Below are 24,512 nucleotides of genomic sequence, written 5' to 3' on the forward strand. Positions count from 1 at the left end.
CAGGCCAACAGACTTGCGATGCGTCGCCGATAACCTTGTCAGCGCGATCAGGCGTGCAGGGGGAATATATGGCCGCTCCATCTCAAGATCACACCGACGGGCAGGAACTGCCTACCCGCAACCGTCGCCTGGCGCAGCTGGCGCCATGGCTGTACCTGGGCGTCCTGTCGGGCAGTGGCTGGCTGCTGTTTCTGCAGCCGCAGACCCGCGTGCTGCAGCCGGGGCAGGCGGCCACCAGCTGGCTGCTGGCCTGGATCTTCGGCGGCATCGTGATCGCTGCGGTGCTGTGGAGCCTGAAGCTCGCACGTCACGGCCTGGGCGCGTCCGCTGCCAGCTATCCGCTGTCGGCGCGTCTGCCCGATTCCTGGGCCGACGCCTACGCAGCCCTGTTGCGCCCGGCCCCCGCGGTGCCGCTGTCGGTCTCCAGGCCGGATCCCGCCGGCACCCAGCGCGGCGCAGCCTGGCACCGTTTCGGCGGCGGCATGCTCAACGTGGAGAATTTCGATCCCAACGACGCCACCCGCGCGCCCTGGGACACCCTCGATGCCCAGGCCTGCATCGCGCGTCTGGACGATCTCCGTCCGGCCTGGCAGAACGCCACCGCCAACCGCGCGCTGCAACAGGAGCGTCGCTATTGGCTGGACGTGGTGCTGTCGCTGCTCGACCACGGCGTGATGCGCCCGCTGCAGGACGGCTACCTGCCCGACACCGCCACGCTGCGCACCGAACGTTTCCTGCTTGGCGCCGATGCCGGCCCGATCGTCCTGGCCGAAGTGCCGGCACTGTTCGCACGCCGCCTGGCGCTGGCGATCGAGACCATGCCGGCCCCGCAGCGCGAGGCCGCCGGCGTCCAGTGGCGTCTGCTGCAGCAATTGCACGGTCTGGTTGCCGAGAGCCGCATGCTGGACGAGCGCTCGCAGGTCATCCAGGTGCTGGCGTGGAATCCGGATGTGGACCTAGACCAGGTCGAAGTGGCCTACATCCTGGCCGCCGAGTACCGCCAGGGCATGCGCGACTGGTTGCGCCGCGCCGCGCTGGTGCGTCTGCCCGACAGCGCGCTACGCCTGGACGAAGTGCTGCTGTCGTCCTGCAGCCCGCTCGGTGCGCAGGCCGACGACGTCGACTACATCGAAGCAATGCGCCCGCTGCACCGCGGTTTCATGCAGCTGTTCAGTCAGCGCCTGAGCCAGCTGGTGCTGCAGGCCGAGCAGGCCGAACGCCAGGCCGGCCTGTATCCCTTGCCGCGCGCCACCGCGGCCAGCGACGAGATCTCTCAGGACTGGCCGGCGTAATCGTCGATCGGTTCCAGCACGCCGTAACGTTCCTTGTGCGGCTTGCCGTCCAGTGGCGGCAGCTGCAGCGTGTCATCGGGCACCGCGGTGTCCGGGAGCCGATCCAGCAGATTGCGGATCAGGCTCAACCGGCCGCGCTTCTGGTCGTTGAAATCCACCAGCGTCCACGGCGCGTCCGGCGTATGCGTCACCTCGAGCATGCGCTCACGCGCGGCGGTGTAGGCCTCGTACTTGCTGCGTGACTGCAGGTCCACCGGCGACAGCTTCCAGCCCTTGAGCGGATCTTCCTGGCGTTCGGCAAAGCGCTGTTCCTGCTCGGCCTGATCCACGCACAGCCAGTACTTGAACAACAGGATGCCGTCGTCGACCAGCAGTTGTTCGAAGCGCGGCGCCTGCTCCAGGAACGCGTCGTATTGCGCGTCGGTGCAATAGCCCATCACCCGTTCCACGCCGGCGCGGTTGTACCAGCTGCGATCCATCAGCACCAACTCGCCGGCCGCTGGCAGGTGCGCCACATAGCGCTGGAAATACCATTGCGTGCTTTCGCGATCGTTGGGTGTCGGCAACGCCACCACCCGGCACTGGCGCGGGTTCAGATGGCTGGCGATGGCCTGGATCACACCGCCTTTGCCGGCGGTGTCGCGGCCTTCCACCAGTACCAGCGCGCGCTGGTTGGTATGCCGCAGCCAGCGCGCCATGTTGACCAGTTCCAGCTGCAGCGGTGCCAGCAACTTCTTGTAGGCCTTGCGTTTCAGGTGCGACATGCGCGTTCCAACAGCGATGGAGCGCGCAGGCTATTCGCCCAGACGTGGACGCAGTGTCGCCAGATTGCAGGGCTTGGTCCGCGCATCCAGCTGCGCACGCACGATCTTTTCCCAGGCCGTGCGGCAGGCCGAGGTGGAGCCGGGCAGGCAGAACACGAAACTGTGATTGGCCAGCCCCGCAAACGCGCGCGACTGCAGTGAGGAGGTGCCGATTTCGTCGACACTGACCGCGCGGAACAACTCGCCGAAACCGGGCATGGTCTTGTCCAGCAACGGGGTGATCGCCTCCGGCGTGCTGTCACGGCCGGTAAAGCCGGTGCCGCCAGTGATCAGGATGCCGTCGACCTGCGCATCGGCGATCCACGCAGAGACGATCGCGCGCATGCGGTAGCGATCGTCCGGACACAGGGCGCGCTCGTGCAGCACGTGACCGTCGTGAGTGAGGGCATCGACCAGATAGTCGCCGGAGCGATCATCGGCCAGCGTGCGGCTGTCGGACACCGTCAGCACGCACAGGTGCAAGGGAATGAAGTCGGGATTGGAAGGCATGCCCCAAGCCTAGCGAGCTGGAACGACCGGGTACAGCACCACGGCGTGAAGCCGCACAACATTGATTGCCAGCGGGGTTCGCTGACACTGGCAATTAGCAACTGACAGTTCGTGGCAAATCGACCAATCGCTCTCCCTGCGGGCGAGAAGGCGCAGCTTGCGCGCCACTGGTGTGCGTTCCGCCGAGCGCCCACGCGGCAAGATTGGACGCCGGTCTCCCACCGGGAGGAGGGGGTGGGGTGAGGGTACGGCGAAGCAAGATGCCTGTCGGTAGTCGCTTCGGTGAGGGCGGCAGCGCGGCCGGGGATCGGCTCCTCGGCTCGGCAGACATCCTGTCTGACTCGCCGCCGCGGCACATCCGTGTGCCGCTCTCCGCCAATCCCCGGCCACGCTGCCGCTCTGCACGTTGTTTCCATGACCTGAAAAGGTCTCGAAGAAACTCAATGACGCTTTCAAGCACCTCTCCCGCAGGGACGAGGAGGGACAGCTGGGCGCGCGTGCCTTGGAGCGCCCGCGCCGCAAGCGCGGGCCGGGGCACGGACGCGCGGGTTGGGATGGGGTACAGCGGAGGACAGCCATCGACCTTGAAAAGGCAAGCAGCCCGCTAGTCACCCAACCAACCATGTTGGCGCGCGAGTGCTTGCATCAGGTCCGCGAACCCGTCGGCAAACCCATCCATATCGAACACGCCCGACTCGCGCCGACGCTCCGCCACCCGCGCACGCAACGCACTCAACGCCGCTGGGTCAGTCGCCAACGCCACCGCCTTGGCAACGAACGCAGCGTCATCGGCCACATTCATCTCATCCAGGCCCAGATGATGATTCAGGCTGCCGGCCACGCGCGCGGCAAATGTCTCGCCGGGCGTGGTCAACACCGGGCAACCGGCCCATAAGGCATCCGATGCGGTGGTATGCGCGTTGTACGGATGCGTATCCAGGAACAGGTCCGCATGCCGGTAGCGCGCCAGATACTGCGCGTGCGGCAGCTTCGGCATGAACACCAGGCGCTGCGCAGCCACGCCTTGCGTCTGCGCCACCGCACGCAGGCGTGCATCGGCCTCGCCCGGTCCGGACAACAGCCACAGCACGCTGCCCGGCACCGCACGCAACACCGCCAGCATGCGCGCCATGCTGCGGGGATTGAGCTTGTAGCTGTTGTTGAAGCAGCACAGCACTACGCCATGCTCGGGCAAACCGCACTGCGCCCGCGACGGCGGCTCGGCGACCACGCGCGAGGTGTCCGACGGCTGAAACGCACCGTTCAGGCGCAGCACGCGCTCGCGGTAGAACGGCTCCAGCGACGGCGGCAGCGCAAACGCATCGCCCAGCACATAGTCCATCCACGGCGCGCCCGACGTGCCCGGATATGCCAGCCAGTTGAGTTGCAGCGGCGCCGGCCGCAGTGCGAACACTTCCGGGCGCCCGCCACCGCCCCACCCGCGCAGGTCGAACAGCAGATCGATGCCCTGGTCGCGGATGTGCTGCGCGGTGGCCAGGTGCCCGAGCGCGGTGACATCGTGCAGCGTGGTCGCTTGCGCCAGGCGCGCGCGGATCTCGCTGCGGTCGTCATGGCTGGTGGCGAACAGATGCAGTTGCAGCGCCGGCTGCCGGCGCTTCAGCGCTTCGAACAGCGCGACCGTCAGCAAGCCGGTGGGGTGCGCACCAAACCCGTTGGAAACGAAGCCGAGCCGCAACCCGCCCTGGCTGCGCATTGCAGTCGGCGGTAACGGGCGCAACATCGCAGCGACTGCCTGCGCGCGTGTCCGTGCACATGCCAGCTGTTCGGCAGCGCTGGCGTCCTCGCTCAGGAAGGCGAACGGTTCCACCGCGGCAGCGCCCTGCGCCACGGCACTGCGCACCTGCGCAGCGAGCGCATCCAGCTCACGCCAGTCGCACAGGCGGCGTCGCCAGTTGAGCAGTTGCGCAGCGATATACGGCTCATCGGGCAGCAACTGGTGCGCACGCGTATACGCGGCCGCGGCAGCTTCGGCCTGGCCTGCATCTTCCAATGCATGCCCCAGCCACAGCGCGATGCCCGGATGTTGCGGCACCAGGTCCGATGCCTGCTGCAACAACGCTGCCGCGTCGGCATGCCGTTGCTGTGTCCAGCGCACCCGGCCAAGCCGCGCCACCGCTTCCGGATGGCCCGGCTGCAGTGCAAGCGCGCGTTGCACCGCGGCCTCGCCTGCAACGATTGCGCCCATGCCGAGCTCGGCATCGGCCAGCATCAGCCAGGCGATGAAGTCGCCCGGCTGGCGTCGCACCGCCTCGCGCAGCTGCAGCAGCTCGCGCGGGACCTGCGCACTCACGGGCTGTCGCTCAACCGTGCCAGTTCGTCGGCCTGATGCTCGTGCAGCAGTCGTGCGATCAGTGCATCCAGATCGCCTTCGATGATGTTGGGCAGGTCGTACAGCGTCAGGCCTTCCACGCGGTGGTCGGTGATGCGGCCCTGCGGGAAGCTGTAGGTGCGGATGCGCTGGCTGCGGTCGCCGCTGCCGACCTGCAACTTGCGCGTCTGCGCTTCAGCGGCGGCCGCCTTGCTGCGTTCGGCTTCCACCAATTGCGCCTTCAGCCGCTTCATCGCCTTGTCGCGGTTGGCGTGCTGGCTGCGTTCGGTCTGGCATTCCACCACCACGCCACTGGGCACATGGGTGATGCGGATCGCCGACTCGGTCTTGTTGACGTGCTGGCCGCCGGCACCGGACGAGCGGAAGGTGTCCACCTTCAGGTCGGCCGGGTTGATCACGATCTCTTCCACATCGTCGGCTTCGGGAATGATCGCCACCGTCGCCGCCGAGGTGTGGATGCGGCCCTGCGACTCGGTCGCCGGCACGCGCTGCACACGATGGGTGCCGGATTCGAATTTCAGCCGCGAATATGCGCCGCGTCCGACCACCCGTGCCACCACTTCCTTGTAGCCGCCGTGCTCGCCGGGGCTGTCGGATTCGATTTCCACCTTCCAGCCCTGGCGCTCGGCATAACGCGCATACATGCGGAACAGGTCGCCGGCAAAGATCGCCGCCTCGTCGCCGCCGGTACCGGCGCGTACTTCCAGGAACAGGTTGCCGTCGTCGCGCGGGTCGCGCGGCACCAGCAGCAAGGCCAGTTGCGCATCCAGTTCTTCCAGGCGCGTCTGTGCGGCGGCGATCTCCTCTTCGGCCAGCTCGCGCATCTCCGGATCGTTGCGCATCGCTTCGGCCGCGCTCAGGTCGGCCTTGGCGCGCGCTTCGTCTTCCAGGGCCACGGCCACCGGCTCCAGCTGCGACAGTTCGCGCGACAGCGCGCGGAACCTGTCGTTGTTGTTGACCACATCGGGGTCGGAGAGCAGGTGCTGCAGTTCTTCGCGGCGCTCGGCCAGCGCTTCGAGCTTACGGCGCAGGGTCGGCGTCATCGGTCCTCACGATCGGGGTGGCTACAGGGGGATGTCGATAACCCGGCTTTTCCGGGAACAGCCGGTCGGCCGCGTTGGTCAAGTCCAGGTCGTTGTTGAGCGCGGCATCGCGCAGCGCGGCGGTGGGCGGATGCAGCAGCCGGTTGGTCAGCGCATGCGCCAGCTGTTCCAGTACTTCGTCGGCCGGCTTGCCGTTGTGCAATTGCTGGCGCGCCTTGGCCAGCAGTTCGTCGCGGGTGCTGTCGCCGAACGCGCGCAAGCGCTTGAGCGGCGCCTGGCGCGCGTTGGCCTGCAAGGTCTCGACATAGCGAGCCACCTGCAGGTCGATGATGGCTTCGGCCTGGTCGGCGGCTTCACGGCGGCCGCGGCGGTTGTCTTCCACCGCGCGTTCCAGGTCGTCCACCGTGTACAGGTAGGCGTCGCCGAGTTCGGCCACCGAGGCTTCAATGTCGCGCGGCACCGCCAGGTCGAACAGCAGCATCGGCTTGCGCTTGCGCGCGCGCAGTGCCTGTTCCACCTGCACCCGCGTCACGATCGGCTCGCGCGCGGCAGTGGCCGAGAACACCACGTCGGCTTCGGCCAGATGGCGGTCCAGATCGGTCAGCGGCAGGGCGTAACCGCCGTGCTGGCTGGCCAGCGTCTGCGCATGCGCAAGCGTGCGATTGGCGATCAACAAGCGGCGCACGCGGCCTTCGCTCAGATGCTTGGCCGCCAGCTCGATGGTTTCGCCCGCGCCGATCAGCAGCACGGTGGATTCGTTGAGCCGCGCGAAGGATTCCTGCGCCAATCGCACCGCGGTGGAGGCCACCGACACCGGATTGGCACCGACGCGGGTATCGGTGCGCGCCCGCTTGGCGACCGAGAAGGTCTGCTGAAACAGGCGGTCCAGCCCGCTACCCAGCGCGCCATGTGCACGGGCCACTGCCCAGGCATCCTTCACCTGGCCCAGGATCTGCGGCTCGCCCAGCACCATCGAGTCCAGCCCGGTGGCGACGCGGAACAGGTGGCGCACCGCCGCTTCCTCCTGATGCTGATAGAGGTAACCACTCAAGCCCGGCGCATGGGTTTCCAGCCAGCTCACCAGGCTGTGCGGGTCGTCGGACATCGCATACAGCTCGGTGCGGTTGCAGGTGGACAGCAGCGCGGCCTCGCGTACCTGCGGCAACGCGCGCAGGGATTCGAGCGCGCGCGGCAACGCGTCACCTGCGAACGCCGCGCGTTCGCGCAGGTCCACAGGTGCGGTCTGGTGATTCAGTCCGAGCACCCACAACGTCATTGTTCAGTTGCTTGCGATAAGCTGGCGGCCATTCAGGGCCCCATTTTACGGCCCGGTTGCCCCCGATGCCTGTACCGATTCGCATCCTGTGTGTTCTTTTGCTGGTCGCAGTCTCCGCCAGCGCCACTGCAGCACCCAAGAAAGCACCGCCCGCGCCGCCGCCCGGTCGCGCCGGCGCCACCTCGCTGGAGCCGGTGCTCGCCGGCGAATTCGCCTTGCAGGCCGGGCAGTTGGACGATGCCGCCCGCGCCTACCTGGACGCCGCCAAGGCCGAGGCCGGCGACGCCGGGCTGGCCGAACGCGCCGCCCGCATCGCGATGCTGGCCAACGACGACCCGCGTGCGATCGAGGCCCTGGCGCTGTGGCGCTCCCGCGCACCCTCGTCGATGTCCATGCGCAGTACCGAAGCCTCGCTGGCGTTGCGCCGCAACGACCTGCGTACCGCCCGCCGTGATCTGCTCGGCCTGCTCAAGGAGCCAGACCCGCGCGGCTGGCGCTTCGCCCTGATCGCCCTGGCCAATGGCGGGCGCGAGCCGGAAGCCTCCGCTGACGTGCTCGAGGACCTGGTCAAGGCCGGCGCCATCCCCAATCAGATCGAAGCCTGGCAGGAATTCGGCCGGCTCGCCCTGCGCATGGAGCGCCCGGCGCTGGCCAAGCGCATCGTCGACGAAGTGGTGCGCCGCTTCCCCGAAGAGCCGCGCGTGGCCTTGTTGCACGCCACCCAGCTGCAGCAGGAAGGCAAGAACGACGAAGCGCTGGCACTGCTGAAGAATGTCGAGCCGCAGGCGGTCAAGGATTCCGAGCTGCGTGGCGCGCTGGCGTTTGCCTACGACGCCATGGGGCAGACCGAAGCCGCCGCACGGGTGTTGTCGACCGGGCCGCAGGACACCCAGACCTACGGGCTGCGTGCCTCCATGCTGGCCAAGGAAAAGGATCGCACTGCGCTCGAGGCGCTGTACGGCGAGCTCAAGAGCAATGCCGCCAAGCCCGACCCTGACCGCCGCCTGCTGCTCGGCAAGATCGCCGAATTCCTCAAGCGCTACGACGAGGCGGTGGAGTGGTATCGCGGCGTGCCCGGCGGCCCGCAGCTGAGCGAGGCGCGCCTGCGCGCCGCCAGCGCCCTGTACGAGCTGGGCCGCAAGCCCGAGGCGCTCGCCGAAGCGCGCGCATTGCAGAGCGATGCCAGCGCCGACGACGACGCGCGTCGCGACGCCTATGTGCTCGAAGCCGAGCTGCACCAGCGCGCCGACGATGCAGCGGGCGAACTGGATGCCTTCGAGCGCGGCCTGGCCGCCTATCCGGACGACGGCGCGCTGCTGTACGCCCGCGGCCTGGCCTGGGAGCGCCGCGACGATGTCGCGCGTGCCGAGGCCGACCTGCGCAAGATCCTGGTGGCCGAACCGGAAAACGTGGCGGCGCTGAACGCGCTGGGCTACACCCTGGCCGACCGCACCACCCGCTACAAGGAAGCGCTGGCGCTGATCGACCGCGCCCGCACCGCCGACCCGGACAACCCGGCCATCGTCGACAGCTACGGCTGGGTGCTGTATCGCATGGGTCGCACCAAGGAAGCCCTGGTGCAGCTGCGCCGCGCTTGGGCGCTGGTCAAGGACCCGGAAATCGCCGCGCACGTGGGCGAGGTGCTATGGGTCAGCGGCAAGCAGGAGGAGGCACGGCGCTACTTCGATGAGGCGCGGCGTCTGGATCCGGACAACCGCGCGCTGCAACGCGCCGTGGAAAAATTCGGACTATGAGCGGGACGATCCGAACACTGGCCCTGAGCGGGCTGGTGCTGGTCGGGCTGTCGGCCTGCGTCAGCGTGCCGCGCGGGCAGGGCGGTGGCGCCGCAGTGGTCGCGCAGGTTTCCGAGGGTGCGCGGCAGGCCGAAGCTGCACGCCAGGCCTGGCTGCAGGCGCATCCGGCCTGGTCGTTCCAGGGCCGGGTGGCGATCAGCAAGGGCAGCAATGGTGGTAGTGGCCGCATCGACTGGCAGCAGGACGGTGCGCAGTATCGCGTGCAGCTCAGTGCGCCGGTAACCCGGCAGAGCTGGGTGCTCACTGGCGACACCGCCAGCGGCGCCGGACGCCTGGAAGGGCTGGAAGGTGGCCCGCGCAGCGGTCCGGATGCCGAGCAGGTGCTGCTGGAAGCGACCGGGTGGACCATCCCGGTCAACCAGATGCCGGACTGGGTGCGCGCGCTGCGCATCGCCGACGCCGGTGCCGAACGCGCCGATCTGGATGCGGCCGGGCGGCCGCGTACCGTGCAGCAGGATGGCTGGACGATCGACTTTCTCGCCTGGGCGCCGGCCGGCGCCGGGCAACCCGAGCTGCCGCAGCGCATCGAAGCCCGCAACGGCGAGGCCAAGGTGCGCCTGCTGGTCGATCAATGGACGGTATCGCCCTGATGTCCGCGGTGGAGACGGGCTGGTCGGCGTGGCCTGCGCCGGCCAAGCTCAACCTGTTCCTGCAGATTGTCGGGCGCCGCGCCGATGGCTACCACCTGCTGCAGACCGTGTTCCGGCTGCTGGACTGGGGGGACACCATTCATCTTCGTGTGCGCAACGACGGGCTGATCCGACGCATCGGCGACAGCCTGCCCGGTGTGGCGGAAGACGATGACCTGGTCATCCGGGCCGCGCGCCTGCTGCAATCCAGCGCGGGCACGCAGGCCGGCGCCGACATCCGGGTCGACAAGCGCATCCCCGCCGGCGGCGGCTTTGGCGGCGGCTCGTCAGATGCCGCCACCGTGCTGGTCGCGCTGAATGCCTTGTGGGGCCTGGGCTTGCCGGTCCAGACGCTGGCCGAGTTGGGGCTGCGACTGGGCGCCGACGTGCCGGTGTTCGTGCGCGGTCACAATGCCTGGGCCGAGGGTGTCGGCGAGCGACTGACCCCGATCGGTCTCCCGGCGGCGTCCTACGTGCTGGTCGATCCGGGAATTCACGTGCCCACCCCGGTCTTATTTCAATCACGGGAATTGACGCGGGATGCTGCGCCCGTGAAAATAGCGGACTTCGCTTCGGGTTCCCTGCTCGACAATGCGTTCGAGCCGGTCCTGCGGCGCCGTGAACCCGCCATCGAGGCAGTGTTCCAGGCGCTGTCCAGGATCGGGACGCCGCGTTTGACCGGGTCGGGGAGCGGGTGTTTCGTCGAATTCGCCACGCGCGCTGCTGCAGAGCAGGCCATGGCGCAGTTGCCGGACAACCTGAGGGCGTGGGTCGTGGAAGGTGCAGCGCACTCGCCACTGCTCGACGCGCTGGACGCGAGACAGGTTTGATGCAGGGGCGTCGCCAAGAGGCCCAAGGCACCAGGTTTTGATCCTGGCATTCGTAGGTTCGAATCCTACCGCCCCTGCCAGTTGTTGATGCAGGTCCCTCTGCAACAGCCCGCACATCCATGTGCGGGGATTCAACGAAAAGCCCGGCATTTGGTCGGCTTTGTCCAGCTCCATCATCGCCCGCACGCTCTTTGCCGCCGCCCGAGAGATCCCATGCAAGACCAACGTAACCTGCTGGTGTTCTCCGGCAATGCCAACAAGCCGCTTGCCCTGAGCATCTGCAAGGAGCTCGGCGTCCGCATGGGCAAGGCGCTGGTCACGCGCTTCTCCGATGGCGAGGTGCAGGTCGAGATCGAAGAAAGCGTGCGCCGGCAGGAAGTGTTCGTGATCCAGCCGACCTGCGCGCCGAGCGCGGAAAACCTGATGGAGTTGCTGGTGCTGATCGACGCGCTCAAGCGCGCCAGCGCCGCGTCGGTGACCGCGGTCATCCCGTACTTCGGCTACTCGCGCCAGGACCGCCGCATGCGCTCCTCGCGCGTGCCGATCACCGCCAAGGTCGCCGCCAAGATGATCTGCGCAATGGAGGCCGACCGCGTGTTGACGGTCGATCTGCACGCCGACCAGATCCAGGGCTTCTTCGACGTGCCGGTCGATAACGTCTATGCCTCGCCGCTGCTGCTGGCCGACATCTGGCGCGCCTACGGCACCGACAACCTGATCGTGGTATCGCCGGACGTGGGCGGCGTGGTGCGCGCGCGCGCCGTCGCCAAGCGCCTGGACGATGCGGATCTGGCCATCATCGACAAGCGCCGTCCGCGCGCCAACGTCGCCACGGTGATGAACATCATCGGCGATGTGCAGGGCAAGACCTGCGTGCTGGTCGACGATCTGGTCGACACCGCCGGTACCCTGTGTGCCGCCGCCGCAGCGTTGAAGCAGCGCGGCGCGCTCAAGGTGGTGGCCTACATCACCCACCCGGTGCTGTCCGGCCCGGCAGTGGACAACATCAACAATTCGCAGCTCGACGAGCTGGTGGTCACCGACACGATTCCGCTGAACGAAGCTGCGCGCACCTGCGCCAAGATTCGTCAGCTGAGCGTGGCCGAACTGCTGGCCGAGACCATTCGCCGCATCGCCTTCGGCGAGTCGGTGAGTTCGCTCTACGTCGACTGATGCCGCATTCGGTGCCCGGAGTTCCGGGTGCCGGTACCACGTCTCGCCTGGTCGCGGGTGAGACGCTTCATCGCCGCGAGGCGGTATTCCAATCTAGGTAGTGAAACAACATGGCAAAGACTCACGAAATCAAGGTCGAGCGCCGCGCGAACGAGGGGAAGGGTGCGAGCCGCCGCCTACGTCACGCTGGCGTCATTCCGGCCATCGTTTACGGTGGCGAACTCGAGCCGGTCAGCATCCAGCTCAACCACGAGCAGATCTGGCTTGCCCAGCAGAACGAGTGGTTCTACTCGTCGATCCTCGACCTGAACCTCAATGGCGACGTGCAGCAGGTGCTGCTGCGTGACATGCAGCGCCATCCGTTCAAGCAGCTGATCATCCACATCGACTTCCAGCGCGTCAGCGCCAACGAGAAGCTCAGCGCCGCCGTGCCGCTGCACTTCATCAACGAAGCGGCCTCGCCGGCCGGTAAGTCCAGCGAAGTGGTCGTGACCCATGAACTCAACGAAGTTCAGGTGGTCTGCCTGCCGAAGGATCTGCCGGAGTTCATCGAAGTGGACCTCGGTGCCCTGGAAGTGGGCAATGTGATCCACTTGTCCGAGATCAAGCTGCCGGCCGGCGTGGAAATTCCGGAACTGAAGCTGGGCAAGGAGCACGACGTGGCGGTGGTTGCTGCCAAGCACGTGCGGATCGAGGAAGAAGACGCTGCCGGTGAAGAAGGCAGCGAAGGCGCCGAGACCAAGTAAGCCGTCGGCCGATTCCTCGCGCTGCGCGGGATCGGCTGCGGTCACTGGCATGTCTGCACTCCGCCTGATTGTCGGACTCGGGAATCCCGGTCCGGAACACGCGCAAACCCGGCACAACGCCGGGTTTCGTTTCGTCGATGCCCTCGTCGAACGCCATGGCGTGCGCTGGGGGCTGGACGCCAAGTTGTTCGGCGAGACCGCAAAGGTCGAGATCGCCGGGCAATCGGTCTGGCTGCTCAAGCCGGCCACCTTCATGAATCTCAGCGGAAAATCGATCACCGCCGCGTTGCGGTTCTGGAAGATCGAGCCGGAGCAACTGCTCGTTGCACACGACGAACTGGATCTTGCGCCGGGCATCGCGCGGCTCAAGTTCGATGGCGGTCACGGCGGCCAGAATGGCCTGCGCGACACCATTCGCCTGCTGGGGCACGGTAAATTCCATCGCTTGCGGATCGGCATCGGCCATCCCGGCCACAAGGACCGCGTGGTGCCTTGGGTGCTGGGACGGGCAGGGCGCGACGACGACGCGGCAATCGGCGCTGCGGTGGACGCGGCCATCGATGTCCTGCCGCTGGCACTGCAAGGTAATTTCAACGAGGCGATGAAGCGCCTGCATACGGAAAAATAGAGAATGGGGAATCGGGAATGGGAGGAGCGTTGCTCTTGCCATTCTCGATTCCCGATTCTCCATTCACTGGAAAACCCATGGGTATCAAATGCGGCATCGTCGGCCTGCCCAACGTCGGCAAGTCGACCCTGTTCAATGCGCTGACCAAGGCGGGCATCGCTGCGGCCAATTTTCCGTTCTGCACCATCGAGCCGAACGTCGGCATCGTGCCGGTGCCGGATCCGCGCCTCAATCAACTGGCTGAGATCGTCAAGCCGCAGAAACTGATTCCGACCGCGGTCGAGTTCGTCGATATCGCCGGCTTGGTGGCGGGTGCGGCAAGCGGCGAAGGGCTGGGTAACAAGTTCCTGGCGCATATCCGCGAAGTCGATGCGATCACCCACGTGGTGCGTTGCTTTGAAAACGACGACGTCATCCATGTGAACAACAAGGTCGACCCGATCAGCGATATCGAAACCATCGATACCGAACTGGCATTGGCCGATCTGGACAGCGTGGAAAAGGCGCTCAACCGTGCCGAGCGCAGCGCCAAGGGTGGCGACAAGGATGCTGCGGCGCGCAAGCCGGTGCTGGCCAAGTTGCAGGCCGCGCTGTCCGATGGCAAGGCGGGGCGTGCAGCCGGCCTGGACGACGATGAAAAGGCGCTGGTGCGCGATCTGTTCCTGTTGACGCTCAAGCCGGTGATGTACATCGCCAATGTGCTTGAGGACGGTTTCGAGAACAATCCGCACCTGGACGCGGTGCGTCGGCATGCGTTGGCCGAAGGTGCGGAAGTGGTACCGGTCTCGGCGGCGATCGAGGAAGAGCTGTCGCAGCTCGACGACGAGGACCGCGACACCTTCCTGGCCGACCTGGGTCTGGACGAGCCGGGTCTGAATCGCGTCATCCGTGCCGCCTACAAGCTACTTGGCTTGCAGACCTACTTCACCGCCGGCGTCAAGGAAGTGCGTGCGTGGACGGTCAGGGCTGGCTCGACCGCGCCGCAGGCGGCAGCGGTGATCCATACCGATTTCGAGAAGGGCTTCATCCGCGCCGAGACGATCGGCTTCGACGACTTCATCAAGCACCGCGGCGAAGCCGGTGCGCGCGATGCGGGGCGCCTGCGTCTGGAAGGCAAGGAATACCGCGTGCAGGAAGGCGATGTGCTGCACTTCCGCTTCAACGTCTGACCGGTTGCGCGCGACCCCGATGGTCGCGCGTCTTCGGCACTGACGATCTGCTCAAAATTTTTGTTGACACCGCATGCATCCCACAGCAAAATAACGGGCTGCTTCACCCCGAACCGAATTCGCCTCATCGCGCACCGGTCCGGTAGTAAAAGCTGGAGGGATACCCAAGCGGCCAACGGGGGCAGACTGTAAATCTGCTGGCTTACGCCTTCGGTGGTTCGAATCCACCTCCCTCCACCAGTTTCATGTTGTGGCATGCAGTTCCCGGCGCGGGAGTAGTTCAACGGTAGAACCTCAGCCTTCCAAGCTGATGGTGCGGGTTCGATTCCCGTCTCCCGCTCCATTGAACGCAAATGCATGGCATAATACAAAACTCGCTCACGTAGCTCAGTCGGTAGAGCACCTCCTTGGTAAGGAGGAGGTCGAAGGTTCGATTCCTTTCGTGAGCACCACTACTCAATCGTCTTCAACTCCAAACGATTACCGAGACACGCACCCATGGCAAAAGCTAAATTTGAGCGCACCAAGCCGCACGTGAACGTCGGCACCATCGGTCACGTCGACCATGGCAAGACCACGTTGACAGCCGCGCTGACCAAGATCGGTGCTGAGCGTTTCGGTGGCGAGTTCAAGGCGTACGACGCGATCGACGCGGCGCCGGAAGAGAAGGCGCGCGGCATCACGATTTCGACCGCCCACGTCGAATACGAGTCCCCGACCCGTCACTACGCGCACGTCGATTGCCCCGGCCACGCCGACTACGTCAAGAACATGATCACCGGTGCGGCGCAGATGGACGGCGCGATCCTGGTGTGTTCGGCTGCTGACGGCCCGATGCCGCAGACCCGCGAGCACATCCTGCTCTCGCGTCAGGTTGGCGTGCCGCACATCGTGGTTTTCCTGAACAAGGCCGACATGGTCGACGACGCCGAGCTGCTCGAGCTGGTCGAGATGGAAGTGCGCGAGCTGCTCAGCAAGTACGACTTCCCGGGCGATGACACCCCGATCATCCACGGTTCGGCGCGTCTGGCGCTGGACGGCGACCAGAGCGACATCGGCGTGCCGGCGATCCTGAAGCTGGTCGAGGCGCTGGATTCGTTCATTCCGGAGCCGACCCGTGACGTCGACCGTCCGTTCCTGATGCCGGTCGAAGATGTGTTCTCGATCTCCGGCCGCGGCACCGTGGTGACCGGTCGTATCGAGCGCGGCATCATCAAGGTCGGCGACGAAATCGAAATCGTCGGCATCCGCGACACCCAGAAGACCACCGTCACCGGCGTGGAAATGTTCCGCAAGCTGCTCGACCAGGGTCAGGCAGGCGACAACGCCGGTCTGCTGCTGCGCGGCACCAAGCGTGACGACGTCGAGCGCGGCCAGGTGCTGTGCAAGCCGGGCTCGATCAAGCCGCACACCGAGTTCGAAGCCGAAGTCTACGTGCTGTCCAAGGACGAGGGTGGCCGTCATACCCCGTTCTTCAAGGGCTACCGTCCGCAGTTCTACTTCCGCACCACCGACATCACTGGCGCTTGCCAGCTGCCGGAAGGCGTGGAGATGGTGATGCCGGGCGACAACGTGAAGATGGTCGTGACCCTGATCAACCCGGTCGCGATGGACGAAGGTCTGCGCTTCGCCATCCGTGAAGGCGGTCGTACCGTCGGCGCCGGCGTGGTTGCCAAGATCATCAAGTAAGTGCCTGCATCCAGTCGCCTCGCGGCGGCTGGTGCCAAACGAATGGCGGGCCGGCTGAACCGCGGTCCGCCTTCGTTGTCTTAGGGTTTGCGGTAAACGAGTACATACGCCAGTAGCTCAATTGGCAGAGCAGCGGTCTCCAAAACCGCAGGTTGGGGGTTCGAGTCCCTCCTGGCGTGCCACTCCTCTTTCCGGCCCAGCGATTCGGGTCAGATCGGTAACTAGAGCCGGATGAATAGCAAAATCGAGCCTTCCAAAAGCGCGTCTGCTGCCAGCGCTGATATCGTGAAATACGTCATCTCCGCGCTCCTGGTGATCGCGGGGTTGTTTGTGTGGTTCTGGTTTTCTGCGCCCGAGCGCGCCACCCAGTTTGGTGCCTGGACGCCGCAGTTGCGTGCGCTGGCAGTGATCGTGGGGCTGGTGGCCGGCGCATTCGTGTTTTTGGGAACCGGCAAGGGCCGGGAAACCCGTGAATTCATGTCCGAATCCAGGTTCGAGTTGCGCAAGGTGGTCTGGCCGACGCGTCAGGAAGCCATCCGCACCACTTGGGTCGTGATTGTCGTTGTGATCATTCTGAGTTTGCTGTTGGGCGGCTTCGACTTTGTCATCCAGAAGCTCACGCAGTGGTTCCTGGCTCGTTGAGGAGAATCAAGCAGTGAAGCGTTGGTATGTCGTTCACGCCTATTCAGGCTTCGAAAAATCTGTTGCGCAGGCATTGCGTGACCGTATCGCCCGTGCCGAGATGGAAGACCGTTTTGGCGACGTCTTGGTGCCGACCGAAGAGGTCATCGAAATGCGTGCCGGCCAGAAGCGTCGGTCCGAGCGCAAGTTCTTCCCCGGCTACGTGCTGGTGCAGATCGAGACCCACGAAGAGGCCGGTATCCCGCGCATCGACAATGAAAGCTGGCACTTGGTGAAGGAAACTTCCAAGGTGATGGGGTTCATTGGCGGCACTGCCGACCGTCCGCTGCCGATTCGCGACGAAGAGGCCGATGCGATCCTGCAGCGTGTGCAGGACGGTGTCGAGAAGCCGCGTCCGAAGGTGTTGTTCGAGCCGGGTCAGATGGTGCGCGTCACCGACGGTCCGTTCAACGACTTCAATGGCGTTGTGGAAGAGGTCAATTACGAGAAGAGCAGGCTGCGGGTTGCCGTGCTCATCTTCGGTCGCTCCACGCCGGTCGAGCTCGAGTTCGGTCAGGTCGAGAAGGGCTGACACCGGCCGGGCGCCGTCTAGGCGCTCGACTTGAATGCTGCTATAGTGCGCGGCTCGCTGACCTAGCGAACCGCCGGGAACCAATGGCTGCCGCATGGCAGCCATCTGCGTGTGGTCAAAAACGTGAAGCCGGGACACGTGATTTCCCGGTCCGATGGGGAGCCTGCAGTCAAGGCGCTAGCACCCGGAGAGTATTGAAATGGCAAAGAAGATAACTGCTTACATCAAGTTGCAGGTCAAGGCCGGCCAGGCCAATCCTGCGCCGCCGGTCGGCCCTGCCCTGGGTCAGCGCGGTCTGAACATCATGGAATTCTGCAAGGCGTTCAACGCAGCGACGTCCAAGCTGGAGCCGGGTCTGCCGACGCCGGTGGTCATCACCGCGTACTCCGACCGTACCTTCACCTTCATCACCAAGAGCACCCCGGCCAGCGTGCTGCTCAAGAAGGCTGCAGGTGTGAGCTCCGGCTCCAAGCGCCCCAACACCGACAAGGTGGGCAAGGTGACGCGCAAGCAGCTGGAAGAGATCGCCAAGGTCAAGGAAGCCGATCTGACGGCAGCCGAGCTGGAAGCGGCAGTACGCACGATTGCGGGTTCTGCCCGCAGCATGGGTTTGACGGTGGAGGGCTAAGACATGGCACAGAGCAAGCGCGTTAAGGCCATTGCGGCCGCTGTCGTTCCGGGCAAGACCTATGCCTTCGAAGACGCAATCAAGATCCTGAAGACCGTGACCAAGGCCAAGTTCGTCGAGTCGATCGACGTTGCCGTGCGCCTGGGCGTTGACGCCAAGAAGTCCGACCAGCAGGTGCGCGGTTCGACCGTGCTGCCGGCCGGTACCGGCAAGAGCGTGCGCGTTGCGGTGTTCGCGCCGGCCGGTGCCAAGGCTGACGAAGCCCTGGCCGCTGGTGCCGAGGCGGTGGGCATGGACGACCTGGCCGAGAAGATGCAGGCCGGCGATCTGAGCTACGACGTGGTCATCGCCACCCCGGACGCGATGCGCGTCGTCGGTAAGCTCGGCACCCTGCTGGGCCCGCGCGGCCTGATGCCCAACCCGAAGGTCGGCACCGTGTCGGCCAATCCGGGCGAAGCGGTCAAGAATGCCAAGTCGGGTCAGGTGCGTTACCGCACCGACAAGGCCGGCATCATCCACTGCACCATCGGCAAGGCCAGCTTCGATGACGAAGCGCTGAAGTCGAACCTGCAGGCGCTGTTGCTGGACCTGATCAAGGCCAAGCCGGCTACCTCGAAGGGGACCTACCTGCAGAAGGTGTCGGTCAGCTCGACGATGGGCCCTGGCGTGACGGTCGACCAGTCCAGCCTTGCGCTGAAGTGAGTTGAGGGGTCGGGCCTGTCATGGGCCTGACCCGTCTGTGTAGTACAGCATCGTTTTTCCGGCCCGGGTCACCGTGTGCTGGGAGTCCGTTCCCTCCTTTGGGGTAACGGACATTTTGAAGGCGATCGCCGGCATGTCCGGCGGTAGCCGTCAAAGACCGCAGGCGCGGTCAGCGCAGATCGACGACGGGCATGGATGCTCGCTTTGGCAAGGAGTCGCCGTCGATGCAGCGGGATCGCTTAATCAGGTTCGCAAGAGCCGGCCGGCGTAGATGGTGTCGCCCTTCTGGAGCTTTCTGGTTTACGCGCGTCTGGGACATCCCGGATCGAGCCCACTCCAGGTCTAGAACGGCCACCAAAGGAACATCGGTCGATGTTCCCGGCTTCCAGGAAGGAGGCTGCCCTGGACCGCAACCGGCAGGAGCCGCGAGCGGAGTAGTTTGAAGCTGGGATTGGAGATTCGGCATTGGGGATTGGCAGAAGCGGCTTCATCAGCTCTCGCGAATCCCGAATCGCTAATCCCGAATCCCGGCTTTAACGGAGGAGTGCAATGGCTCTCAATCTGTCTCAGAAGCAAGAAGTAGTCGCCGAGCTGGCAGACATCGCCGCCAAGGCTCACTCCTTGATCGCCGCCGAATACGCTGGCATCACGGTCTCCCAGATGACCGCGATGCGCAAGCAGGCCCGCGAAACCGGCGTGTTCTTGAAAGTTGTCAAGAACACCCTGGCTGCGCGCGCCGTTGAAGGTACTGATTTCGCTGTCGTCGCTGACAAGCTGGTCGGTCCTTTGCTGTATGCGTTTTCGATGGAGGAGCCCGGCGCTGCCGGTCGCCTGATCAAGGAATTCGCCAAGGGCAACGACAAGTTGCAGGCCAAGGTCGTGTCCATCGGCGGGGAACTGTTCCCGGCTGGCCACGTCGACGTGTTGGCTTCGCTGCCGACCCGCGATCAGGCCCTGGCCATGCTGGCCCGCGTGCTGTCCGAACCGGCTGCCATGTTTGCCCGTGCCGTCAAGGCCGTGGGCGACAAGCAGGGTGGTGGCGACGAAGCCGCCGCGCCGGTCGCCGAGACTGCCGAAGCTTGATGTCCTAGCGTTCGCTAGAACCCCAATCCAGAAAATCATTTAAAGGTAATCACAATGTCCCTTACCAACGAACAGATCGTCGACGCCATCGCCGAGAAGTCCCTGATGGAAGTGATGGAGCTGGTCAAGGCCATCGAAGAAAAGTTCGGCGTCTCCGCCGCCGCTCCGGTCGCTGCTGCTGCAGCTGGCCCGGCTGCCGTGGTCGAAGAGCAGACCGAGTTTAACGTGGTGCTGACCAACTGCGGCGCCAACAAGGTCGGCGTCATCAAGGCCGTCCGCGCCGTGACCGGCCTGGGTCTGAAGGAAGCCAAGGATCTGACCGAAGCCGGTGGCATGCTGAAGGAAGGCGCGTCGAAGGACGAAGCCGAGAAGATCAAGAAGGAACTGACCGAAGCTGGCGCGACTGTCGAAATCAAGTAAGCAGTCCCTTGCATCGCCAGCGTTTCACGGTGATGCACTGAAGGCTGGGAGCGTAAAGCTCCCGGCCTTTGGCCGTTGATGGAAAGCCGGGATTTGAGAGGCGGAATTCGGGATTCGAAGGCAATCTTCGCGCATCCCCAATCACGCGATTCCCAATCCCCGCTTCACCGAGTTGGTAGTTGGAAGTAGCGGGAGAAGGCGTGCTGGTGCCGGCAATACCAGCGACTTCCAACTGACAATTTTGTTATTTCAGGGCCGCCGCGACGCGGCCCCCGCAGCCTAGGGTGAAGACTCATGACGTCTTATTCGTTCACCGAAAAAAAGCGTATCCGCAAGGACTTCGGCAAGCAGCGCTCGATTCTCGAAGTGCCGTTCCTGCTTGCCATCCAGGTCGATTCCTACCGCGAATTCCTGCAGGAAGACGTGGAGCCGAACAAGCGTAAGGACCTCGGTCTGCACGCGGCATTGAAGTCGGTGTTCCCGATTTCCAGCTACAGCGGCAATGCCGCGCTGGAATACGTGGGCTATAAGTTGGGTCAGCCGGTGTTTGACGAGCGTGAATGCCGTCAGCGTGGCATGAGCTATGGCGCGCCGCTGCGCGTGACCGTGCGCCTTGTGATCTACGACCGCGAGTCGTCGACCAAGGCCATCAAGTACGTGAAGGAGCAGGAGGTCTATCTGGGCGAAATCCCGCTGATGACCGACAACGGTACCTTCATCGTCAACGGCACCGAGCGCGTCATCGTCTCGCAGCTGCACCGCTCACCGGGTGTGTTCTTCGACCACGACCGTGGCAAGACCCACAGCTCGGGCAAGCTGCTGTACAGCGCCCGCATCATTCCGTACCGCGGTTCCTGGCTGGACTTCGAGTTCGACCCGAAGGACGCGCTGTTCACCCGTATCGACCGTCGCCGCAAGCTGCCGGTGTCGATCCTGCTGCGCGCGCTCGGCTACAGCAACGAAGAGATGCTGGCCGAGTTCTTCGAGATCAATACGTTCCACATCAATCCGGACGAAGGCGTGCAGCTGGAGCTGGTGCCGGAGCGTCTGCGTGGCGAAACGCTGAACTTCGACCTGGCCGATGGCGACAAGGTCATCGTGGAAGCGGGCAAGCGCATCACCGCCCGTCACGTCAAGCAGCTCGAAGCCGCCGGCGTCGCCGCGCTGGCCGTGCCGGACGACTATCTGCTCACCCGTATCCTGTCGCACGACGTGGTCGATGGCTCCACCGGCGAACTGCTGGCCAATGCCAACGACGAGATCACCGAAGACCAGCTGGCAGCGTTCCGCAAGGCCGGCGTCGATGCGGTCGGCACCCTGTGGGTGAACGATCTGGACCGCGGTCCGTACCTGTCCAACACCCTGCGGATCGATCCGACCAAGACCCAGCTCGAAGCGCTGGTCGAGATCTATCGCATGATGCGTCCGGGCGAGCCGCCGACCAAGGAAGCCGCACAGAACCTGTTCCACAACCTGTTCTTCACCTTCGAGCGCTACGACCTGTCCACGGTCGGCCGCATGAAGTTCAACCGTCGCGTCGGCCGTAAGGACGTGCTGGGCGAGTCGGTGCTGTACGACAAGAAGTACTTTGCCGAGCGCAATGACGAAGAATCCAAGCGTCTGGTCGCCGAGCACACCGACACCTCCGACATCCTGGAAGTGATCAAGGTGCTCACCGAGATCCGCAACGGTCGCGGCGTGGTCGATGACATCGATCACCTGGGCAACCGTCGCGTGCGTTCGGTCGGCGAAATGGCCGAGAACGTGTTCCGCGTGGGCCTGGTCCGCGTCGAGCGCGCGGTCAAGGAACGCCTGTCGATGGCCGAGTCCGAGGGCCTGACCCCGCAGGAACTGATCAACGCCAAGCCGGTGGCTGCGGCGATCAAGGAATTCTTCGGTTCCTCGCAGCTGTCGCAGTTCATGGATCAGAACAACCCGCTGTCGGAAGTCACGCACAAGCGTCGCGTCTCCGCGCTGGGCCCGGGCGGCCTGACCCGCGAGCGCGCCGGCTTCGAAGTGCGCGACGTGCATCCGACCCATTACGGCCGCGTCTGCACCATCGAAACCCCGGAAGGCCCGAACATCGGCCTGATCAACTCGCTGGCCGTGTTCGCCCGCACCAACCAGTACGGCTTCCTCGAGACGCCGTACCGCAAGGTGCTGGACGGCAAGGTCTCCGACGACGTCGAGTACCTGTCGGCGATCGAGGAAAACGAGTACGTGATCGCCCAGGCGAACGCGCTGACCGACGCCAAGAACATGCTCACCGAGCAGTTCGTGCCGTGCCGGTTCCAGGGCGAGTCGCTGCTCAAGCCGCCGGCCGAAGTGCACTTCATGGACGTCTCGCCGATGCAGACCGTGTCGGTCGCCGCGGCGCTGGTGCCGTTCCTGGAGCACGACGACGCCAACCGCGCACTGATGGGCGCCAACATGCAGCGCCAGGCCGTGCCGACGCTGCGTTCGCAGAAGCCGTTGGTCGGTACCGGTATCGAGCGTGCGGTTGCGCGCGACTCGGGTGTGACCGTCAATGCCTTGCGTGGTGGCGTGATCGAGCAGATCGACGCGGCCCGCATCGTGGTCAAGGTCAACGAGGCAGAAATCGGCGGCGGCACCGATGCCGGCGTGGATATCTACAACCTGATCAAGTACACCCGCTCCAACCAGAACACCTGCATCAACCAGCGTCCGCTGGTGAACGTGGGTGACGTGATCGCACGCGGCGACGTGCTGGCCGACGGCCCGTCCACCGACATTGGTGAGCTGGCGCTGGGTCAGAACATGCTGATCGCGTTCATGCCGTGGAACGGCTACAACTTCGAAGACTCCATCCTGCTCTCCGAGCGCGTGGTGGAAGAAGATCGTTACACCACGATCCACATCGAAGAACTGACCTGCGTTGCGCGCGACACCAAGCTGGGGCCGGAGGAAATTTCCGCCGACATCCCGAACGTGTCCGAGCAGGCCCTGAACCGTCTGGATGAGAGCGGCGTGGTGTACATCGGTGCGGAAGTGCGCGCCGGCGACATCATGGTCGGCAAGGTCACGCCGAAGGGCGAGAGCCAGCTGACTCCGGAAGAAAAGCTGCTGCGTGCGATCTTCGGTGAGAAGGCGTCCGACGTGAAGGACAGCTCGCTGCGCGTGCCCCCGGGCATGGACGGCACCGTCATCGACGTGCAGGTCTTCACCCGCGACGGCATCGAGAAGGACAAGCGTGCGCGTCAGATCGAAGAGTCCGAAATCAAGCGCGTCAAGAAGGACTTCGACGACCAGTTCCGCATCCTGGAAGCGGCCATCTACGCACGTCTGCGCTCGCAGATCGTGGGCAAGGTCGCCAACGGCGGTCCGAACCTGAAGAAGGGCGACAACGTCACCGACGCGTATCTGGACGGGCTGAAGAAGTCCGACTGGTTCCAGCTGCGCATGAAGGACGAAGACGCTGCCGATGCCATCGAGCGTGCGCAGAAGCAGATCCAGGCGCACGAAAAGGAATTCGAGGCACGCTTCGCCGACAAGCGCGGCAAGATCACCCAGGGCGACGACCTCGCACCGGGCGTGCTGAAGATGGTCAAGGTGTTCCTGGCAGTGAAGCGCCGCATCCAGCCGGGCGACAAGATGGCAGGCCGCCACGGCAACAAGGGTGTGGTCTCCAACGTCGTGCCGGTCGAGGACATGCCGTACATGGCCACCGGCGAGCCGGTCGACATCGTGCTGAACCCGCTCGGCGTGCCGTCGCGTATGAACATCGGCCAGATTCTGGAAGTGCATCTGGGCTGGGCCGCCAAGGGCCTGGGTCGCAAGATCCAGCGCATGCTGGAAGCCCAGGCCGCGGTCAGCGAACTGCGCAAGTTCCTGGACGACATCTACAACCACGACAGCGCGATCAATGCACAGCGCGTGGACCTGTCGCAGTTCAGCGATGAGGAGTTGCTCAACCTGGGCAAGAACCTGGTCGATGGCGTGCCGATGGCCACCCCGGTGTTCGACGGTGCCAGCGAAGCGGAGATCAAGCGCATGCTGGAACTGGCCGAACTGCCGCAGAGCGGTCAGACCCAGTTGTACGACGGTCGTACCGGCGAAGCGTTCGATCGCAAGACCACGGTCGGCTACATGCACTACCTGAAGTTGAACCACCTGGTCGACGACAAGATGCATGCACGCTCGACCGGTCCGTACTCGCTCGTCACCCAGCAGCCGCTGGGCGGCAAGGCGCAGTTCGGTGGTCAGCGCTTCGGTGAGATGGAAGTCTGGGCGCTGGAAGCCTACGGCGCGGCCTACACCCTGCAGGAAATGCTGACGGTGAAGTCCGACGACGTGCAGGGCCGCAACCAGATGTACAAGAACATCGTCGATGGTGAGCACGAGATGGTCGCGGGCATGCCGGAATCCTTCAACGTGTTGGTGAAGGAAATCCGCTCGCTGGCGATCAACATGGAACTGGAAGAGTGATCGAGCTGGATCCCGGCGCCGCGATGCGGCGCCGGGATCCGGAACGTAAGGCCCTCGGTTTCATCTCA

21 protein-coding genes and 5 tRNA genes are annotated in these 24,512 nt (G+C 65.0%); 21 read left to right on the top strand and 5 right to left on the bottom strand.

Translation table 11 applies throughout. From position 1 onward, the window contains the following. Nucleotides 1-68 precede the first annotated feature (68 nt). Nucleotides 69-1,292, top strand: a complete 1,224-nt coding sequence (locus ACCQ04_RS04675; protein ID WP_226426759.1) for a hypothetical protein — start codon at nucleotides 69-71, stop codon at nucleotides 1,290-1,292. Here the strand turns inward: ACCQ04_RS04675 and ppk2 are convergent. The 5 genes from ppk2 to hemA form a co-directional block, all read right to left on the bottom strand. Next, a complete protein-coding gene (gene ppk2, locus ACCQ04_RS04680; protein WP_226426758.1) occupies nucleotides 1,274-2,056 on the bottom strand; it encodes a polyphosphate kinase 2 in 783 nt (260 codons plus the stop codon). The genes ACCQ04_RS04675 and ppk2 overlap by 19 nt on opposite strands. 30 nt (nucleotides 2,057-2,086) lie before the next feature. Continuing rightward, nucleotides 2,087-2,605 carry a molybdenum cofactor biosynthesis protein B gene (gene moaB, locus ACCQ04_RS04685; protein ID WP_024938580.1) on the bottom strand — a complete coding sequence of 173 codons (519 nt, stop codon included), beginning with the start codon at nucleotides 2,603-2,605 and terminating at the stop codon, nucleotides 2,087-2,089. Between the two features lie 604 nt (nucleotides 2,606-3,209). Beyond that, nucleotides 3,210-4,916 carry an O-linked N-acetylglucosamine transferase, SPINDLY family protein gene (locus tag ACCQ04_RS04690; RefSeq protein WP_226426757.1) on the bottom strand — a complete coding sequence of 569 codons (1,707 nt, stop codon included), beginning with the start codon at nucleotides 4,914-4,916 and terminating at the stop codon, nucleotides 3,210-3,212. Next, nucleotides 4,913-5,998: a peptide chain release factor 1 gene (gene prfA / locus ACCQ04_RS04695; protein ID WP_167708500.1), complete on the bottom strand. Its 1,086-nt coding sequence runs from the start codon at nucleotides 5,996-5,998 to the stop codon at nucleotides 4,913-4,915. The genes ACCQ04_RS04690 and prfA overlap by 4 nt, the downstream gene beginning before the upstream one ends. Further along, on the bottom strand, nucleotides 5,976-7,274 hold the full coding sequence (gene hemA / locus ACCQ04_RS04700; RefSeq protein ID WP_054591840.1) for a glutamyl-tRNA reductase: 1,299 nt from the start codon (nucleotides 7,272-7,274) through the stop codon (nucleotides 5,976-5,978). The genes prfA and hemA overlap by 23 nt, the downstream gene beginning before the upstream one ends. Nucleotides 7,275-7,339: 65 nt before the next feature. Between hemA and ACCQ04_RS04705 the strand changes: the two genes are divergently transcribed. The 20 genes from ACCQ04_RS04705 (at nucleotide 7,340) to rpoB (ending at nucleotide 24,444) form a co-directional block, all read left to right on the top strand. Further along, nucleotides 7,340-9,028: a tetratricopeptide repeat protein gene (locus tag ACCQ04_RS04705; RefSeq protein WP_065031997.1), complete on the top strand. Its 1,689-nt coding sequence runs from the start codon at nucleotides 7,340-7,342 to the stop codon at nucleotides 9,026-9,028. Continuing rightward, the gene (lolB, locus tag ACCQ04_RS04710) at nucleotides 9,025-9,678 is read left to right on the top strand and encodes a lipoprotein insertase outer membrane protein LolB (protein WP_154831526.1); all 654 of its coding nucleotides are present in this window, start codon (nucleotides 9,025-9,027) and stop codon (nucleotides 9,676-9,678) included. Before ACCQ04_RS04705 ends, lolB begins: the two co-directional genes overlap by 4 nt. Beyond that, nucleotides 9,660-10,547, top strand: coding sequence for a 4-(cytidine 5'-diphospho)-2-C-methyl-D-erythritol kinase (ispE, locus tag ACCQ04_RS04715; protein WP_179464649.1), 888 nt, complete (start codon nucleotides 9,660-9,662; stop codon nucleotides 10,545-10,547). Before lolB ends, ispE begins: the two co-directional genes overlap by 19 nt. 3 nt (nucleotides 10,548-10,550) lie before the next feature. Continuing rightward, a tRNA-Gln gene (locus ACCQ04_RS04720) sits at nucleotides 10,551-10,627 on the top strand. 133 nt (nucleotides 10,628-10,760) lie between these two features. After that, the gene (locus tag ACCQ04_RS04725; RefSeq protein ID WP_002811729.1) at nucleotides 10,761-11,720 is read left to right on the top strand and encodes a ribose-phosphate diphosphokinase; all 960 of its coding nucleotides are present in this window, start codon (nucleotides 10,761-10,763) and stop codon (nucleotides 11,718-11,720) included. A gap of 110 nt (nucleotides 11,721-11,830) precedes the next feature. Beyond that, nucleotides 11,831-12,466, top strand: a complete 636-nt coding sequence (locus ACCQ04_RS04730; RefSeq protein WP_016900688.1) for a 50S ribosomal protein L25/general stress protein Ctc — start codon at nucleotides 11,831-11,833, stop codon at nucleotides 12,464-12,466. A gap of 49 nt (nucleotides 12,467-12,515) precedes the next feature. After that, entirely contained in the window at nucleotides 12,516-13,094 is a 579-nt protein-coding gene (gene pth, locus ACCQ04_RS04735; RefSeq protein WP_102252621.1) for an aminoacyl-tRNA hydrolase, read from the top strand. Nucleotides 13,095-13,171: 77 nt separating this feature from the next. Then, entirely contained in the window at nucleotides 13,172-14,263 is a 1,092-nt protein-coding gene (gene ychF / locus ACCQ04_RS04740) for a redox-regulated ATPase YchF (RefSeq protein ID WP_054591844.1), read from the top strand. Nucleotides 14,264-14,417: 154 nt separating this feature from the next. Beyond that, a tRNA-Tyr gene (locus tag ACCQ04_RS04745) sits at nucleotides 14,418-14,503 on the top strand. A 29-nt stretch (nucleotides 14,504-14,532) separates the two neighbouring features. Further along, nucleotides 14,533-14,606: transfer RNA gene (locus ACCQ04_RS04750), tRNA-Gly, on the top strand. Nucleotides 14,607-14,639: 33 nt separating this feature from the next. After that, a tRNA-Thr gene (locus ACCQ04_RS04755) sits at nucleotides 14,640-14,715 on the top strand. 46 nt (nucleotides 14,716-14,761) lie between these two features. Continuing rightward, on the top strand, nucleotides 14,762-15,952 hold the full coding sequence (tuf, locus tag ACCQ04_RS04760; RefSeq protein WP_003486726.1) for an elongation factor Tu: 1,191 nt from the start codon (nucleotides 14,762-14,764) through the stop codon (nucleotides 15,950-15,952). Between the two features lie 106 nt (nucleotides 15,953-16,058). After that, a tRNA-Trp gene (locus tag ACCQ04_RS04765) sits at nucleotides 16,059-16,134 on the top strand. A 49-nt stretch (nucleotides 16,135-16,183) separates the two neighbouring features. Continuing rightward, nucleotides 16,184-16,594, top strand: coding sequence for a preprotein translocase subunit SecE (secE, locus tag ACCQ04_RS04770; RefSeq protein ID WP_016900684.1), 411 nt, complete (start codon nucleotides 16,184-16,186; stop codon nucleotides 16,592-16,594). A gap of 13 nt (nucleotides 16,595-16,607) precedes the next feature. After that, nucleotides 16,608-17,165 (top strand): transcription termination/antitermination protein NusG, encoded by a 558-nt coding sequence (nusG, locus tag ACCQ04_RS04775; protein WP_047128216.1) that lies wholly within the window; start codon nucleotides 16,608-16,610, stop codon nucleotides 17,163-17,165. 199 nt (nucleotides 17,166-17,364) lie between these two features. Further along, entirely contained in the window at nucleotides 17,365-17,793 is a 429-nt protein-coding gene (gene rplK / locus ACCQ04_RS04780; protein WP_046345810.1) for a 50S ribosomal protein L11, read from the top strand. Between the two features lie 3 nt (nucleotides 17,794-17,796). Beyond that, entirely contained in the window at nucleotides 17,797-18,495 is a 699-nt protein-coding gene (rplA, locus tag ACCQ04_RS04785; RefSeq protein WP_016900681.1) for a 50S ribosomal protein L1, read from the top strand. A gap of 549 nt (nucleotides 18,496-19,044) precedes the next feature. Beyond that, the gene (gene rplJ, locus ACCQ04_RS04790) at nucleotides 19,045-19,578 is read left to right on the top strand and encodes a 50S ribosomal protein L10 (protein ID WP_016900680.1); all 534 of its coding nucleotides are present in this window, start codon (nucleotides 19,045-19,047) and stop codon (nucleotides 19,576-19,578) included. A 54-nt stretch (nucleotides 19,579-19,632) separates the two neighbouring features. Further along, nucleotides 19,633-19,998 carry a 50S ribosomal protein L7/L12 gene (gene rplL / locus ACCQ04_RS04795; protein WP_008574194.1) on the top strand — a complete coding sequence of 122 codons (366 nt, stop codon included), beginning with the start codon at nucleotides 19,633-19,635 and terminating at the stop codon, nucleotides 19,996-19,998. Between the two features lie 294 nt (nucleotides 19,999-20,292). Then, on the top strand, nucleotides 20,293-24,444 hold the full coding sequence (rpoB, locus tag ACCQ04_RS04800) for a DNA-directed RNA polymerase subunit beta (protein WP_024938570.1): 4,152 nt from the start codon (nucleotides 20,293-20,295) through the stop codon (nucleotides 24,442-24,444). Nucleotides 24,445-24,512: the final 68 nt, after the last annotated feature.

It is taken from the genome of Xanthomonas sp. NCPPB 2866, assembly GCF_041475745.2.
GTDB classification, from domain to species: Bacteria; Pseudomonadota; Gammaproteobacteria; order Xanthomonadales; family Xanthomonadaceae; genus Xanthomonas; species Xanthomonas arboricola.

Excerpts from the sequence above, each read along its gene's own strand:
- lolB (WP_154831526.1), top strand. The coding sequence starts at position 9,025 with ATGAGCGGGACGATCCGAACACTGGCCCTGAGCGGGCTGGTGCTGGTC.
- rplA (WP_016900681.1), top strand. The coding sequence starts at position 17,797 with ATGGCACAGAGCAAGCGCGTTAAGGCCATTGCGGCCGCTGTCGTTCCG.
- prfA (WP_167708500.1), bottom strand. The coding sequence starts at position 5,998 with ATGACGCCGACCCTGCGCCGTAAGCTCGAAGCGCTGGCCGAGCGCCGC.
- ispE (WP_179464649.1), top strand. The coding sequence starts at position 9,660 with ATGGACGGTATCGCCCTGATGTCCGCGGTGGAGACGGGCTGGTCGGCG.
- ACCQ04_RS04725 (WP_002811729.1), top strand. The coding sequence starts at position 10,761 with ATGCAAGACCAACGTAACCTGCTGGTGTTCTCCGGCAATGCCAACAAG.
- rplK (WP_046345810.1), top strand. The coding sequence starts at position 17,365 with ATGGCAAAGAAGATAACTGCTTACATCAAGTTGCAGGTCAAGGCCGGC.
- secE (WP_016900684.1), top strand. The coding sequence starts at position 16,184 with ATGAATAGCAAAATCGAGCCTTCCAAAAGCGCGTCTGCTGCCAGCGCT.
- hemA (WP_054591840.1), bottom strand. The coding sequence starts at position 7,274 with ATGACGTTGTGGGTGCTCGGACTGAATCACCAGACCGCACCTGTGGAC.
- rpoB (WP_024938570.1), top strand. The coding sequence starts at position 20,293 with ATGACGTCTTATTCGTTCACCGAAAAAAAGCGTATCCGCAAGGACTTC.
- rplL (WP_008574194.1), top strand. The coding sequence starts at position 19,633 with ATGTCCCTTACCAACGAACAGATCGTCGACGCCATCGCCGAGAAGTCC.
- ACCQ04_RS04730 (WP_016900688.1), top strand. The coding sequence starts at position 11,831 with ATGGCAAAGACTCACGAAATCAAGGTCGAGCGCCGCGCGAACGAGGGG.
- ACCQ04_RS04705 (WP_065031997.1), top strand. The coding sequence starts at position 7,340 with ATGCCTGTACCGATTCGCATCCTGTGTGTTCTTTTGCTGGTCGCAGTC.
- tuf (WP_003486726.1), top strand. The coding sequence starts at position 14,762 with ATGGCAAAAGCTAAATTTGAGCGCACCAAGCCGCACGTGAACGTCGGC.
- ACCQ04_RS04675 (WP_226426759.1), top strand. The coding sequence starts at position 69 with ATGGCCGCTCCATCTCAAGATCACACCGACGGGCAGGAACTGCCTACC.
- ychF (WP_054591844.1), top strand. The coding sequence starts at position 13,172 with ATGGGTATCAAATGCGGCATCGTCGGCCTGCCCAACGTCGGCAAGTCG.
- moaB (WP_024938580.1), bottom strand. The coding sequence starts at position 2,605 with ATGCCTTCCAATCCCGACTTCATTCCCTTGCACCTGTGCGTGCTGACG.
- rplJ (WP_016900680.1), top strand. The coding sequence starts at position 19,045 with ATGGCTCTCAATCTGTCTCAGAAGCAAGAAGTAGTCGCCGAGCTGGCA.
- ppk2 (WP_226426758.1), bottom strand. The coding sequence starts at position 2,056 with ATGTCGCACCTGAAACGCAAGGCCTACAAGAAGTTGCTGGCACCGCTG.
- pth (WP_102252621.1), top strand. The coding sequence starts at position 12,516 with ATGTCTGCACTCCGCCTGATTGTCGGACTCGGGAATCCCGGTCCGGAA.